This is a genomic window from Jatrophihabitans lederbergiae (genome assembly GCF_031845305.1).
In the GTDB taxonomy this organism is placed as follows: Bacteria; Actinomycetota; Actinomycetes; order Mycobacteriales; family Jatrophihabitantaceae; genus Jatrophihabitans_A; species Jatrophihabitans_A lederbergiae.
Map to the genome: position 1 here is coordinate 44900 of NZ_JAVREH010000010.1, position 13048 is coordinate 57947.

Here is a 13048-nt window from a genome sequence, read left to right on the forward strand (position 1 = left end):
TCCGGCGCCCCGCGCGCGGGTGCAGCAGGCCGCTTGAGCACTACGCGACCGGGACTCGGTAGACACGCCCGTCGTAGGAGCTTCCGAGAAACTCCTGGTTCTCGCGATCGAAGGCCAGTGAGGAAATTCCCGCGCTGGTCTCGCGGTCGTCGGAGATCCACCGATCAAGCCGCCGGTCATAGACAGCGATTCGTCCGTGGTAGCCACCGGTCGCGATGTATCTGCCGTCGGCGGAAGCTGCGACACACTTGATCGAGTGGTCGTGCGGGGTGGGGACAACCGTGGCCTGCATCTGGCCGTCCCAGATCCGCAGCTTGAGGTCGCGGCTGACGCTCGCGAAGAATCCGGCATCCAGGCCGGCGCATCCGTTGGCAATCTTGTCGTGGGAGCCCTCAAGGAGAGCGCGCTGCGTCAGGGTCTCGGCGTCGAACCATGCCGCCGCCGCGTCCGCCGAAACCGAGAACAGCGTGCCGGCCGAGTGTGCCACCCCCTTGATGGCGTTCTCACTGAGATGGATCGTCTCGATATGCCGCGGCACATCCCCGCACATGTCCAGTACCAGGCCCTCGCCGGTGTAGCTCCCGATCAGGACGTGCTCCCGCCCGGAACGCTCGAAGGTCACACCGCAGTTCAGTGGCGAGCGGTGCTGCAGGATTGGCCTTCCGGTGGCCGCGTCATAGAGAATTCCCAGTTGACCGCCCGTGAGAATGGTGCCGCTCGTCTCGACCAGGAAGTTGCAGAGCGTGCCAATGTCGCACAGCTCCCGGCCGCTCGCCTTGACGGTTCCTGAGTCACCCACGGTGACGATGCCATGGAGTTTCGACGCCAGCACCGCGTTGGCGCCGCCGGTCGCAGGCACGTCCTCGGCCAACCAAGTCTGTGCGCCGTAGTCGAAGGTCCGGTAGGTGGACCCGAAGGTGGCGAACACGAGCTTGGAGTGACCCGCGAAGGCGGCCGAGCGAGGCCAGACATCATCCGGTAGCTCAGCGGTCGCCAGGATGGTCAAGCGGTCGTCTGTGGCATCCCAGATCTTCATGCGCCGGTCGTAGCTGAGGCTCACCAGCAGCGACTTGTCCGGGTCGATGATGACCCGTTTGATGCCGGCGTCGTGGGCCTGAATCGAGGTCGTGTCATCCGCAACGCGGACGATTTTGCCCTCGTCATTGCCAGCGAAAATGACGCCATTCTTGGTGATGGCAATCGTGTCCGTCTCGACACCGTTCAAGTCGATGTCCTTGATGAGCGCTTGGGAGTCGAGCGACCATCGTTTAACCGTGCCGTCGTCGCTGGAGGAAATCAATTGCGTACCGTCAGGGCTCCATTCTACTGATATGACATCTGCGGTGTGACCAAGGAACGTCGCCAAACAGGCGCCCTCGAGATTGAAGACGCGGACGTTGTGATCCCTCGACGCCGTGGCAATGAGCTGGCCACCGGGATGGAACACAGACATCTCGACATCATCGTCATGCCCCCGAAGCACCGAATAGAGCCTCATGTCGGGCAACTGCCAGACGCGGGCACTATAATCGGATGACGAAGAGACCGCAAACTGACCGTCGGGTGAAAAGGCGACCTGATTGACCAGGTGGTCGTGTTGAGTGCGGCAAATCGACTTCTTGGTCCTCTGGTCCCAGAGGATGACGTTGTTATCGTAGCCAGCTGTGATGACGTATCGGTCTTCGTACGCAGCGATCCCGCTGATGGGTCCGGTGTGCTCGATCATGAATTATCCTCGATCGCGGTTAGTAGGTTGACACAACCTGTTCGTAAGATCGGAAAGGACTAGGAAACGTCCTGGGTGGCCTTCGGGCCTTGCAGATAGTGCGCTGGCAGCGCGCCGATGTGGCCCATCCGCTGGTCTTTGTCCAGCAGGTACTGGGCGTTCTGCTCGGTTAGGTCGCCCTGAATTGGAACGCGGTGCCGCACGGTGACTCCGTGGGTTTCAAGACCCTCGATCTTGAGCGGGTTGTTCGTGAGCAGATCGATCGTGTCTGAATTCAGCAGGTGAAGCACCTCGGCCGCGGCAATAAAGTCCCGCGCCTCCACAGGCAGACCAAGGTTGAGATTTGCCTCAATGGTGTTGTCACCCCCATCTTGCAAAGCATAGGCCCGAATCTTCTGCGTGAGCCCTATCCCGCGACCCTCGTGATTCAGCATGTACAGCAGCATCCCGTGCGGCCGGACTTGAATCTGACGGAGCGCCACCTTCAATTGGTCACCGCAATCACACTTCTGAGATCCGAGGATGTCTCCGGTGAGGCAGGCACTGTGCACTCTGACCAACGGCACTGCCGTGGGATCGCGCGAATTGACCAGCGCAACGACCTCTTCTGCTCGTGCGCCGTCAATACCCGTCAATCCGAAAACCATGACCCTCATCACCTTGCCGTTGACTGGAAGGTTGGCCTCGGCGCGGAGCACCGCTCGCTGACTGCCGTTGGCGGTGCGCCGTCGCGGAATACGCTCGATGTCTGCCTCTATCGTCATTTACGCCCCTCCGCCGCAGAATCCGCATTCGCAGTTCTCGGTTAGCGTGCACCAGAGAACCTTGCAGGCCATCGCACTCAGCGCGGTTCGTCTTTCGGCCCAGCAGGATGCACATTGCGATAAGTCAATTCTACTGTCAAATCACACCCTTGTCAAGGGTATGTCTGGTTTCTAGCATCCGGTCAGGTTCGTCGCCGGAGGTCACCTCTGGCGCGTATGTGACCGGGGTTCGGGCAGCGGTGCGCGGCAGCCTCCTGAGACGCTCAATGACGTCAGCACCCGAAGTAGTTGCCGGGGCGCTGGCCGTCCAGGCCCAGTGCCAGCGCGGCCCGGGCGGCGATCGGACCCACCAGATTGCCGGTGCCGTTGTACCCGCCGCAGGCCACCACCCCGGGACGCACCTCGGTGACCAGCGGACGCGCGTCGGGGGTGTAGCCGGCCGACGCCGCCCACCGGTGCGTCACCCGCACCGGGGCGCCTGCGAACCTAGCGGCAGCGTGTTCGATCCAGCCCTGGACGCCGGCCGTCGGCGTGGTGTCCAGCGTCCACTCCTCGTCGGCGAAGTGGTCCCGGCCGCCGCCGATGAACATCCGGCCGGCACGGTCCTGCTGGGCATAGTCATAACCCCAGCGGCTGTACACGGGACAGGGCAGCCGCGGCTCGCCGGACGGGCCCGGTGCGAGCGGCTCCGTGGACAGCATCTGCAGGCGAGTGGTGCGGATCCGTCCGGTGAGTTCGGGCAGCAGCACCTCCAGCTTGCCGTCGACCGCGACGACCACCAGCCCGGCCGAGACGTCACCGGCGTCGGTGACCACCCGGCCGGTTTCGACCGAGCGCACCGGGCTGTTCTCGAACAGCCGCGCCCGGGGGCCGTAGATCGCCGCCAACCCCAGGGCGCGCCGCGCCGGATTCATCGCCGCGTCATCCGGCAGGAACAGCCCCTGACCGAGCGGCCCGGCATAGGACTCCACCGCGATCCCGTGCTCTTGCAGCGTCCGTTGCTGGTCAAGGCAATCGGCCAGCTCCAGTTCCCGGTCAGCAGCCGCCGCGGCGTCCGCCAGCTCACCCGGCAGCCCCGCCAACCGCAGCGAGCCCTCGCGGCGGATGACCTCGGGGCCGAGCAGGTCAGCCAGCGCGCCGATCTCGTCCATCGTCTGCCGGTACAGCGCCAAGGCGGCCTCGGCGCCCCAGCCCGCGGCGGCCTGGTGCAGCGCGATCGCGGGACCGGCGATGAGAAAGCCGCCATTGCGCCCGGCCGCCCCTGCCGCCACCCGCCCGGCGTCCAGGCCGACCACGGAGAGGCCCCGCCGCAGCGCCTCGCCGACCGCGGCCAGACCGCTCCCGCCAAGGCCGATCACGCACACGTCGCCGGTGACCGAGGCTGCCAGCGGCGCCAGCGCGGAACGCCCGGCGACCACCGGGTCCGCGTCCCAGCCCACGTCCGGCGGGGTCACAGCACCTTGGACAGGAACGCCTTCGTGCGCTCATGCTCCGGATTACTCAGCACCCGCCCCGGGTCCCCGGCCTCCACGACCACGCCGGCGTCCATGAACACCAGGGAGTCGGCGACCTCGCGGGCGAAGCCCATCTCGTGCGTCACCACGATCATCGTCATGCCGCCGCGGGCGAGCTCCTTCATCACGTCGAGCACCTCGCCCACGAGCTCGGGGTCCAGCGCCGAGGTGGGCTCGTCGAAGAGCATCAGCTTGGGGTCCATCGCCAGCGCCCGCGCGATGGCGACGCGCTGCTGCTGACCACCTGACAGTTGCGCGGGATAGGCCTGCGCCTTCTCCGACAGCCCGACCTGAGCCAGCAACTGCTTGCCGCGGGTGACAGCGGCGTCCTTCTTCTGCTTCTTCACCCGGATCGGGGCCTCGGTGATGTTCTCCAGCGCCGTCAGGTGCGGGAACAGGTTGAACCTCTGGAACACCATCCCGATGTCGCGGCGCTGCTTGGCGGCCTCCTTCGGGTGCATCTCGTGCAGCCGGCCGGCACGCTCCTGGTAGCCGACCAGCTCGCCGTCCACCCACAGCCGGCCGGCGCTGACCTGCTCCAGGTGGTTGATGCAGCGCAGGAAGGTGGACTTGCCCGAGCCGGACGGGCCCACCAGGCACATCACCTCGCCGCGATTCACGGTGAGCGTGATGCCCTTGAGCACCTCCAGTGCCCCGAAGTACTTGCACACCTGGTCGCTTCGGACCATCTCGTCCGTCGCCATCAGATGCCCCCGTGCATACTGCCGAGACTCTGGGCGTTGGCAAGCGCCTGGAGCTGCTTGGCCGACATCTTCCGCGACGCGCCCCGGGCGAAGTACCGCTCCAGATAGAACTGGCCGACCATCAGTACCGAGGTGAAGAACAGGTACCAGGCCGAGGCCACCAGCAGCATCGGGATCGGGTTGTACGTCTCGACGGCGAGGTCGCGGGTGCGGCTGTACAGCTCCAGGGTGTAGGGCACCGCGGTCACCAGGGACGTGGTCTTGAGCATCGAGATCAGCTCGTTGCCGGTGGGCGGGATGATGACCCGCATCGCCTGCGGCAGCACGATCCGCAGGGTGCTCTGCCCCCAGGACATGCCCAGCGCCCGGGCGGCCTCTTCCTGGCCCTCGTCCACGCTGCTGATGCCGGCCCGGACGATCTCGGCCATGTAGGCCGACTCGTTCAGCGACAGGCCGAGAACCGCCAGCCAGTACGGGGTGAACAGGCTCTGGGTGCTGATGTGGGCGAACTGGTGCACGAACGGGATGCCCAGGTCGATGTGCTTGTAGATGACCACCAGCAGCCCCCAGAACACCAGCTGGACGTACACCGGGGTGCCGCGGAAGAACCACACGAACACCCAGCTGACCCACTTCAGCACCGGGTTGGGCGACAGCCGCATGACCGCGAGGATCACGCCGAGCACGATGGCGAAGAACATCGCCAGCGCGGTGAGCGACAGCGTGATGGCGGCTGCCTGGCTGACCCGCTGGTCGAACAGGTACCGGCCGAACGTGCCCCAGTCATAGGCGCTGTTGGTGGCCGCGCCGTACAGGAAGAGGGCCAGCAGCACCACGATCAGGACGGCCACGACCAGCCGGCCCGGACGGCGCATCGGCACCGCCTGGATCATCTCGGGTCGGTTGCCGCGCCCGACAGCCGGCCCGCTCGCCACCGGCTCGGCACCCCCGTGCACAGGTACGGACATCGCCCTAGCTCTGGGCGCCGTTGACCGTGGCCTGCTTGATCGCGCCCGCGCTTACGCCCCACTTGTCGAGGACCTGCTTGTACGTCCCGTCGTCGATCATCGACTGGATCGCCTTCTGCAGCGCCTCTTTCAGGGTGCCGCCGTCCTTGGCCACCGCAAGCCCGTACGGCGCGGCACCGTAGATGTCGCCGGACAGGGTCAGCTTGCCGCTCGACTGCTTGACCGCGTACTCGGTGATCGGCGAGTCGGCGTCGAAGGCGTCAGCCTGACCCAGGATGACCGACTGGTTCACGGCGTCCTGACTGTCGATCTTGAGAATCGTGATGGCCTTCTTGCCCGCAGCGGTACATGCCTTGCTCTTGGTCGGGACGTCGTCGGTCTGCTGCGTGGTGCCGGTCTCGACCGCCACCTTCAGGCCGCAGGCGTTGTCCGGATCGACCTTCTTCCCGGCGGGCGTCGCCCACTGGTTACCGGCGTTGTAGTAGTTGACGAAGTCGACCTGCGCCTCACGGGTCTTGTTGTCGGTGAGCGAGGACATGCCGAGGTTGTACTTGCCGCCCTTCACGCTGGGCAGGATGTTGTCGAAGCTGGACTCGTTGTAGGTCACCGTCACGCCGAGCTTGGTCGCGACCGTGTTGAGGAAGTCGACCTCCCACCCGACGATCTTTCCGGACGGGTCCTTGTACTCGTTCGGGGCATACGGAATGTTGATGCCGACCATCAGCTTGCCGGTGGACTTGACGCTGGCTGGAAGCAGATCAGCCGCGCTCTGGTCCTTGGCCACCGCGCTGATGGAGGCAGTCGAGGTGGGACCCGCCGCGCCCTTCGGCGTGTTCTTGGCACAGCCGGTCAGCGCCAGCACGCCCACCGTTGCCAGTCCTGTCAGAACCATGGCAGATCGTCGCATGCTGACTTCTTTCCGAGTCGAGGGAGAGGCGGTGGTGCAGGCGACTCTAAGGCACCCCGCTCAGGCGGCAGCGGCGGGTCCGAAGGTACGCAACGCAACCGTAATCGCGGCTCAGGTTGTTTCTGGAGTAGGGCTCGTTTCGTCCAGATTTCGTCGTCCGGCCGCTCAGGGGCCGTCAGTGCCCGGCCCGCTCGCCCTTGCCCAGAACCACGACCCCGCTGTCGGAGACGTGGTAGCGCTGCCGATCCGAGTCCAGGTCGACGCCGATATGCGCGCCCGGTGCCACCACCACGTTCTTGTCCAGGATGGCGCGCCGGATCACCGCACCCTCGCCGATGATCACGTTGTCCAGAATCACCGAGCCCTCGACGTAGGCGCCGTTGCGGATCTTGACGTTCGGAGACAGCACGCTGCCGCGCACCGTCGAGCCGGAGATGATGGCGCCCGCCCCGACGATCGACTCCTGGGCCAGACCGCCGTCGACGAACTTCGCCGGCGGCAGCTGCTCGTGGTAGGTGTAGATCGGCCAGGCCGAGTTGTACAGGTTGAAGATCGGGTGGACGCTGACCAGGTCCATGTTGGCGTCGTAGTAGGCGTCCATGGTCCCCACGTCGCGCCAGTAGCCGCGGTCGCGGTCCTCGGAGCCGGGAATGTCGTTGTCGTTGAAGTCGTACACCGACGCCCGGCCGCGTTCCACCATCCACGGCATGATCGAGCCGCCCATGTCGTGCACCGATGTCGGGTCCTCGGCGTCTGCCCGCAGCGCCTCGACCAGCGCCTCGGTGCTGAAGATGTAGTTGCCCATCGAGGCGTACGAGACGCTCGGGTCATCGGGCAGGCCGGGCGGATCTGCCGGCTTTTCCAGGAACTGCAGGACCTTGCCATTGGCGTCGGCGTCGATGACGCCGAACTGGTCGGCCGACTCGCGCGGCACCCGGATGCCCGCGACCGTCACGCCGCAGCCGGACTCGATGTGCCGCTCGAGCATCTGCTTCGGGTCCATCCGGTACACGTGGTCTGCGCCGAAGACCGCGATGTGGGTCGGCCTGTCGTCGGTGATCAGGTTCATCGACTGCAGGATGGCGTCGGCGCTGCCGGTGTACCAGCGCGGGCCGAGCCGCTGCTGCGCCGGGACGGGCGTGACGTAGTTGCCGAGCAACTGCGACATCCGCCAGGTCTGGGTGACGTGGCGGTCCAGCGAGTGCGACTTGTACTGCGTCAGCACACAGATCCGCAGGAATCCCGCGTTCACCATGTTCGACAGGACGAAGTCGATCAACCGGTAATTGCCGCCGAAGGGCACCGCCGGCTTCGCTCGGTCCGCGGTGAGCGGCCAGAGCCGCTTGCCCGCGCCACCGGCCAGGACGATTCCCAGAACCCGTACCGCTGCTGCCATGCGCCTTACCCTAGCGGGATCATAGGGGCTGTCACAGCATCGGAAATGCCCGCTAGCCTGCTGATATGCGAGCAGCACTGGTCAGTCGCGAGTACCCGCCCGAGGTCTACGGCGGCGCCGGGGTGCACATCGAGTTCCTGGCGCGCGAGCTGCGCAAGCTGATCGACATCGAGGTGCACTGCTTCGGTGCCGATCGCAGCGAGCCCGGCGTGCACGCGTACCGGACACCGGCCGGCCTGAGCGGTGCGAACGCCGCCCTGGGTACGTTCGGAGTCGACCTGGAGATCGCCGCCGGCATCGGCAGCGCGGGCGGCCCCGTCGATGTGGTGCACTCCCACACCTGGTACGCCAACCTGGCCGGTCACCTCGCCTCGATGCTCTACGACGTGCCCCATGTCGTCACGGCGCATTCACTGGAACCGTTGCGGCCGTGGAAGGCCGAGCAGCTCGGCGGCGGCTACCGGCTCTCGTCCTGGGCCGAACGCACCGCCTACGAGGGCGCGGCCGCCGTGGTCGCGGTCAGCAAGGGCATGCGCCAGGACATCCTGACGGCGTATCCGTCCATCGATCCGGCGAAGGTCCAGATCATTCCGAACGGCATCGACACCGAGTTGTACGCGCCGGTTACCGGCCGCGACGTGCTGGAGCGGTACGGCCTGCGCGAGGATCAGCCCATCGTGCTGTTCGTCGGCAGGATCACCCGCCAGAAGGGGGTCGCGCACCTGGTGGCCGCCGCGGCCCGCTTCGCCCCGGGAGCGCAACTCGCGCTGTGTGCCGGCGCTCCGGACACTCCCGAACTCGCCGCCGAGATCGCGGCCGGAGTGGCCGAGCTGCAGTCCTCGCGAGAGGGCGTGGTGTGGATCCAGGAGATGCTGCCGCGCGAGGAGCTGCTGCAGCTGCTGACCGCGTCCGACGTGTTTCTCTGCCCCTCCATCTACGAGCCGCAGGGCATCGTCAACCTGGAGGCGATGGCGTGCGAGACCGCCGTGGTGGCCTCGCGGGTCGGCGGGATTCCCGACGTCGTGGTCGAGGGCGAGACCGGCCTGCTGGTGGACTACACCGCCGAGGACGAGGCCGCGTTCCACACCGGCCTTGTCGAAGCGGTGAACGGATTGCTCGCCGATCCGGCGCGGACCCGGGCGATGGGACTGGCCGGCCGTGATCGGGCGGTCACCCACTACGGCTGGGACGCGATCGCGGCACGCACCGTGGAACTCTATCGCTCGGTGATCTAGCTGATCACTGCCCTAGCTGGTCACCGGCCTGCTGGGCGGCCGTCCGGTGCTCAGCTGGCGGCAGCGTTCTCGAGGTAGCGGGCCAGCAGCCGTGCGCCGAACCCGGTGGCGCCGCGCGACAGCAGCGGGCCGTCCTGCTCCGACCGGGCGGGACCGGCGATGTCGAGATGGGCCCACGCCACGTCGGCGACGAAGGGCTGCAGGAACAGCGCCGCGGTGATTCCGCCGGGGCTGCCCGGGTCGTTGCGGGCGTCGGCCACCGGCGATTCCAGCAGCGTGGCGTAGCGGTGCTCCAGCGGCATCCGCCAGACCGGCTCGTCGGTGTCCTCCGCCGCCTGCTCCAGCGCTCCGGAGAGCCCGTCGTCGTTGGCGAAGAAGCCGGCCGTCTCGGTACCGAGCGCGATCCGCATGGCACCGGTGAGCGTGGCAATGTCGATCAGCACGTCCGGCTTGAGCCTGGCGACTGCGTAGGCGAGGGCGTCGGCGAGCACCAACCGGCCCTCGGCGTCGGTGTTGCCGATCTCGGTGGTGCGGCCACCGAACTGGGTGATCACGTCGGAGGGACGCATGCTGGTGCCGGACACCGCGTTCTCGGCGGCGGGCACCAGGGCGGTCACCTGCACCGGCAGCTTCAGCATCGCCGCGTACTGGATCGCTGCCAGCACCGCCGCGCCACCGCACATGTCGGTGTGCATCATCCGCATCCCGGCCGGCGGCTTGAGGTTCAGCCCCCCGCTGTCGAAGGTGATCCCCTTGCCGACCAGCACGACGTGCTTCAGAGCTGGGGAGCCGGCTCGACGACGGGGCTTGTAACTGACCTCGATCAGGCGCGGCCCGTACGCGGAGCCGGCACCGACTGCGAGCACTCCCCCGAAGCCCTGGGCCGCCAGCCACGCCTCGTCGCGCACCTGGACCTTGCAGCCGGCCGGCGTCAGCTGCTGCTCCGCCAGCTCACCCATCCGGGCCGGAGTCAACTCGGCTGCCGGGGTGTTGCCGAGGTCGCGAGCCCAACCGGCGGCGTCAGCGGCCTCGTCGCCGGCCGTGAGACCGGCCCGGTCCACGTCGCCCACGAGGTTGACGGTGTGCAGGGGGTCCTGGTCGGCCGCGGACGGCAGCGTGAACCGGTACCCACCGAGGACCAGTCCTTCGGCCAGGGCCGCGCTGTCCCGCTCGGCGGGAGCATCGAGCGCCACGCTCACGCGCTTGCCTTCCGGCAGCGCCGCGATCCGGCGGCCCACGGCGACCGCCGCGACCCGAAGCTCAGTGGCGGACGCGGCGCCGAGCCCGGCGATGAGGACGGTGGACGGCACCGCTCCGGGGATCGCCAGCGTGTGCAACGAGCCGGCTGCGGCGTCGAGCTGCTCGTCGGCGGCGTAGCGCGCGGCCGCCTGGGCGGCGGGCACCGGCAGGACGGTGGTGGACACCTCGGGCAGTTGCAGCTCGGAGCCGATCAGGCCGATCACCACCACGTCAGCCGGCTGGCGGAGTTCTGGAATCTGCAACAGGATCACGGGCGGCCTCTTCGGATCGACGAGCTGAAAACGCGGGTCACGATGCAATCGACGCTCTGATCAGTGCCGGTTTACACAGGCGGCTGGTTCACCCCCTGCATAAGCCCCGGCCGGTGCTGACCGGCTCGCACTTCGCGAGTTGGACAGCGCCGGCCGGGGCCACTGAGCCGCTAGCTGACGGCAGCCGACAGCGCCTTTGACAGCGCGCTCGCCTCGTCAGCGGAAAGCTCAACGACGAGACGGCCGCCGCCTTCCAGCGGAACGCGCATTACCAGGCCGCGCCCCTCTTTGGTGACTTCGAGCGGACCATCACCCGTCCGCGGCTTCATCGCCGCCATCCGTGCCTCCTCTTGCGGTCAGAACTGCATCGTCACGCCCGCCCGATCAGCGCGGGTCAGGTAGTGCTGATTCATATTGTCTCGCATAGGCGATGATCAAGCCAAAGCGGCCCGCAGCACGCCCACTGTCCGCCGCTTTGAGATGTTCTCAGCGGGTAGCAGGTGAGATGCTGCCGCTGCGCATGCATTGCACTGAACCGGCTGGTCGAGCTGATGTCCTAGGCTGCAGCGATGGCTGACGTACTCCTGACCGACCGCACCGACGGTGTGGTGACGCTGACGATGAACCGGCCCGAGTCGCTGAACTCGCTCTCGGTCGAGCTGAAGGACGCGCTGGTGAGCACGCTCGGCGACATCGCCGCCGACCTGTCGGTGCGGGCCGTGGTGCTGACCGGCAGCGGACGCGGGTTCTGCGTCGGCCAGGACCTGGCCGAGCACATCCGGCTGCTGCAGGCCGAGGACCCGGCGCCGCTGAGCACGGTCCGCGAGCATTACAACCCGATCGCGCTGGCGCTCACCCAGATGCCCAAGCCGGTCATCGCCGCCGTGAACGGCACCGCCGCGGGCGCCGGCGCGTCCTTCAGCTTCGCCTGCGACCTGCGGATCGTCTCGCGCGACGCCAAGTTCCTGCTCGCCTTCGCCAACGTCGGGCTCGGTCTCGACAGCGGGGTCTCGTGGACCCTGCCGCGACTGATCGGTTCCGCCCGCGCGGTGGAGCTCGCCATGCTGGCCCAGCCGATCACCGCGCAGGTGGCGGCCGAGTACGGCCTGACCACCCAGGTAGTCGAGGCGGCGCAGGTCCTGCCGGTGGCCCAGGAGTTGGCCGCCCGGCTCGCCGCTGGACCCACCGCCGCGTACGCCGCCATCAAGCAGGCGATCCACTTCTCGGCCGCGCACGGCCTTGCCGAGTCGCTGGAGAACGAGGCGGTTCAGCAGGCCGCTGCGGGCGCGACCGCTGACCACCGGACCGCGGTGGCGGCGTTCGTCGCCAAAGAGAAGCCGGTCTTCGTCGGGCACTGAGGAGTGCGCGTGCGTGCCGGTGCTCAGTCGGCGGAGTCCGCCCGCCAGCAGTACCCGACGTGGTCGTCCACCATCCCGGTGGCCTGCATCAGGGCGTACGCGGTCGTGGGGCCGACGAAGGCGAAGCCGCGTCGCTTGAGCTCCTTGGCCATGGCTCGGGACTCGGCGGTGATGGGCTGAATGTCGGCGAGCACGGCGGGTCGCGGGTGCACCTCCGGCGCGAACGACCAGAGCAGCTCGGTAAGCCCCTCGGGCACGTTGTCGGTGATGGCACGTGCGTTGTTGATCGCGGCGTCCACCTTCGCCCGGTTGCGGATGATGCCGGGATCGACCAGCAGTCGGGCTCGGTCCTCGGTGCCGAAAGCGGCCACCGTCGCCACGTCGAAATGCCCGAACGCGGTACGGAAGGTCTCGCGACGACGCAGGATGGTCAGCCAGGACAGCCCGGACTGGAATGCCTCGAGAGTCAGCCGCTCGAACAGGGCGTTGTCACCGCGGACCTCGACGCCCCATTCCTCGTCGTGATAGACCGCGTAATCGTGAGTGCTGTTGCCCCAATCGCACCGGCGGGGCTCAGCATTCGCTTCGCTCACTCAGACGTCCCGGTGCGACTCGGCGGCCTGGCCTGAACCCTCGCCGGTGTTCTGCAGCGGCGAGCGAAGGCGCGCAATCTCTTCGTCACGAACCACGATCTCGGCGGCGAGCCGGTCGATCAGGTCGTCGGTCTCGGCGAAACGGTACCCCCGCAGGCCGATGGGAATGCGCACCCGTTCCAGGTCCTCCCGCACCATCCGGCGATCAGCGGGTAGCTCGAACGGCGGGTTGTCCCGCTGCGGCGTCAATGACAACCCGTTCGGCAGCAGCGCCACCACGCCGTAGAACAGCAGCGCCGCCACGACGAGCGCCAGCAGCAGGTACCCGATCAGCAGCATTCGTCGATCCTCACACGAGGTGCTGACAGCAGT

13 protein-coding genes are annotated in these 13048 nt (G+C 67.4%); 2 read left to right on the forward strand and 11 right to left on the reverse strand.

The genetic code is table 11. The annotated features are described in order from the left end of the window. Positions 1-40 precede the first annotated feature (40 nt). The 7 genes from RM423_RS10210 to glgC form a co-directional block, all read right to left on the reverse strand. Positions 41-1726 (reverse strand): WD40 repeat domain-containing protein, encoded by a 1686-nt coding sequence (locus RM423_RS10210; RefSeq protein WP_311422922.1) that lies wholly within the window; start codon positions 1724-1726, stop codon positions 41-43. Positions 1727-1785: 59 nt separating this feature from the next. Then, entirely contained in the window at positions 1786-2490 is a 705-nt protein-coding gene (ribA, locus tag RM423_RS10215; protein ID WP_311422923.1) for a GTP cyclohydrolase II RibA, read from the reverse strand. Positions 2491-2762: 272 nt separating this feature from the next. Then, a complete protein-coding gene (locus RM423_RS10220) occupies positions 2763-3944 on the reverse strand; it encodes an NAD(P)/FAD-dependent oxidoreductase (RefSeq protein WP_311422924.1) in 1182 nt (393 codons plus the stop codon). Continuing rightward, a complete protein-coding gene (locus RM423_RS10225) occupies positions 3941-4693 on the reverse strand; it encodes an amino acid ABC transporter ATP-binding protein (RefSeq protein WP_396327673.1) in 753 nt (250 codons plus the stop codon). Before RM423_RS10225 ends, RM423_RS10220 begins: the two co-directional genes overlap by 4 nt. Positions 4694-4707: 14 nt before the next feature. Continuing rightward, entirely contained in the window at positions 4708-5601 is an 894-nt protein-coding gene (locus RM423_RS10230; protein WP_396327674.1) for an amino acid ABC transporter permease, read from the reverse strand. Positions 5602-5680: 79 nt separating this feature from the next. Next, positions 5681-6568 (reverse strand): ABC transporter substrate-binding protein, encoded by an 888-nt coding sequence (locus RM423_RS10235; RefSeq protein WP_311422927.1) that lies wholly within the window; start codon positions 6566-6568, stop codon positions 5681-5683. Between the two features lie 190 nt (positions 6569-6758). Beyond that, positions 6759-7979: a glucose-1-phosphate adenylyltransferase gene (gene glgC, locus RM423_RS10240; RefSeq protein ID WP_311422928.1), complete on the reverse strand. Its 1221-nt coding sequence runs from the start codon at positions 7977-7979 to the stop codon at positions 6759-6761. A 65-nt stretch (positions 7980-8044) separates the two neighbouring features. Between glgC and glgA the strand changes: the two genes are divergently transcribed. Beyond that, a complete protein-coding gene (gene glgA, locus RM423_RS10245) occupies positions 8045-9214 on the forward strand; it encodes a glycogen synthase (RefSeq protein WP_311422929.1) in 1170 nt (389 codons plus the stop codon). Positions 9215-9264: 50 nt separating this feature from the next. On the opposite strand, the gene RM423_RS10250 is transcribed toward glgA, so the two are convergent. Next, entirely contained in the window at positions 9265-10725 is a 1461-nt protein-coding gene (locus RM423_RS10250; RefSeq protein WP_311422930.1) for a leucyl aminopeptidase family protein, read from the reverse strand. Between the two features lie 170 nt (positions 10726-10895). Beyond that, entirely contained in the window at positions 10896-11063 is a 168-nt protein-coding gene (locus RM423_RS10255) for a DUF3117 domain-containing protein (RefSeq protein WP_311422931.1), read from the reverse strand. 231 nt (positions 11064-11294) lie between these two features. On the opposite strand from RM423_RS10255, the gene RM423_RS10260 reads away from it, so the two are divergent. Continuing rightward, complete coding sequence (locus RM423_RS10260; protein ID WP_311422932.1) at positions 11295-12083, forward strand: enoyl-CoA hydratase-related protein; 789 nt, start codon at positions 11295-11297, stop codon at positions 12081-12083. Between the two features lie 23 nt (positions 12084-12106). Here the strand turns inward: RM423_RS10260 and RM423_RS10265 are convergent, their stop codons facing one another. After that, positions 12107-12676 (reverse strand): DNA-3-methyladenine glycosylase I, encoded by a 570-nt coding sequence (locus RM423_RS10265; RefSeq protein WP_311422933.1) that lies wholly within the window; start codon positions 12674-12676, stop codon positions 12107-12109. Next, positions 12677-13015: a hypothetical protein gene (locus RM423_RS10270; RefSeq protein WP_311422934.1), complete on the reverse strand. Its 339-nt coding sequence runs from the start codon at positions 13013-13015 to the stop codon at positions 12677-12679. Positions 13016-13048 lie beyond the last annotated feature (33 nt).

Coding starts and splice junctions, on each gene's coding strand:
- glgA (WP_311422929.1), top strand. CDS start 8,045: ATGCGAGCAGCACTGGTCAGTCGCGAGTACCCGCCCGAGGTCTACGGC.
- RM423_RS10235 (WP_311422927.1), bottom strand. CDS start 6,568: ATGGTTCTGACAGGACTGGCAACGGTGGGCGTGCTGGCGCTGACCGGC.
- RM423_RS10260 (WP_311422932.1), top strand. CDS start 11,295: ATGGCTGACGTACTCCTGACCGACCGCACCGACGGTGTGGTGACGCTG.
- RM423_RS10210 (WP_311422922.1), bottom strand. CDS start 1,726: ATGATCGAGCACACCGGACCCATCAGCGGGATCGCTGCGTACGAAGAC.
- RM423_RS10270 (WP_311422934.1), bottom strand. CDS start 13,015: ATGCTGCTGATCGGGTACCTGCTGCTGGCGCTCGTCGTGGCGGCGCTG.
- RM423_RS10230 (WP_396327674.1), bottom strand. CDS start 5,601: ATGATCCAGGCGGTGCCGATGCGCCGTCCGGGCCGGCTGGTCGTGGCC.
- glgC (WP_311422928.1), bottom strand. CDS start 7,979: ATGGCAGCAGCGGTACGGGTTCTGGGAATCGTCCTGGCCGGTGGCGCG.
- ribA (WP_311422923.1), bottom strand. CDS start 2,490: ATGACGATAGAGGCAGACATCGAGCGTATTCCGCGACGGCGCACCGCC.
- RM423_RS10225 (WP_396327673.1), bottom strand. CDS start 4,693: ATGGTCCGAAGCGACCAGGTGTGCAAGTACTTCGGGGCACTGGAGGTG.
- RM423_RS10255 (WP_311422931.1), bottom strand. CDS start 11,063: ATGGCGGCGATGAAGCCGCGGACGGGTGATGGTCCGCTCGAAGTCACC.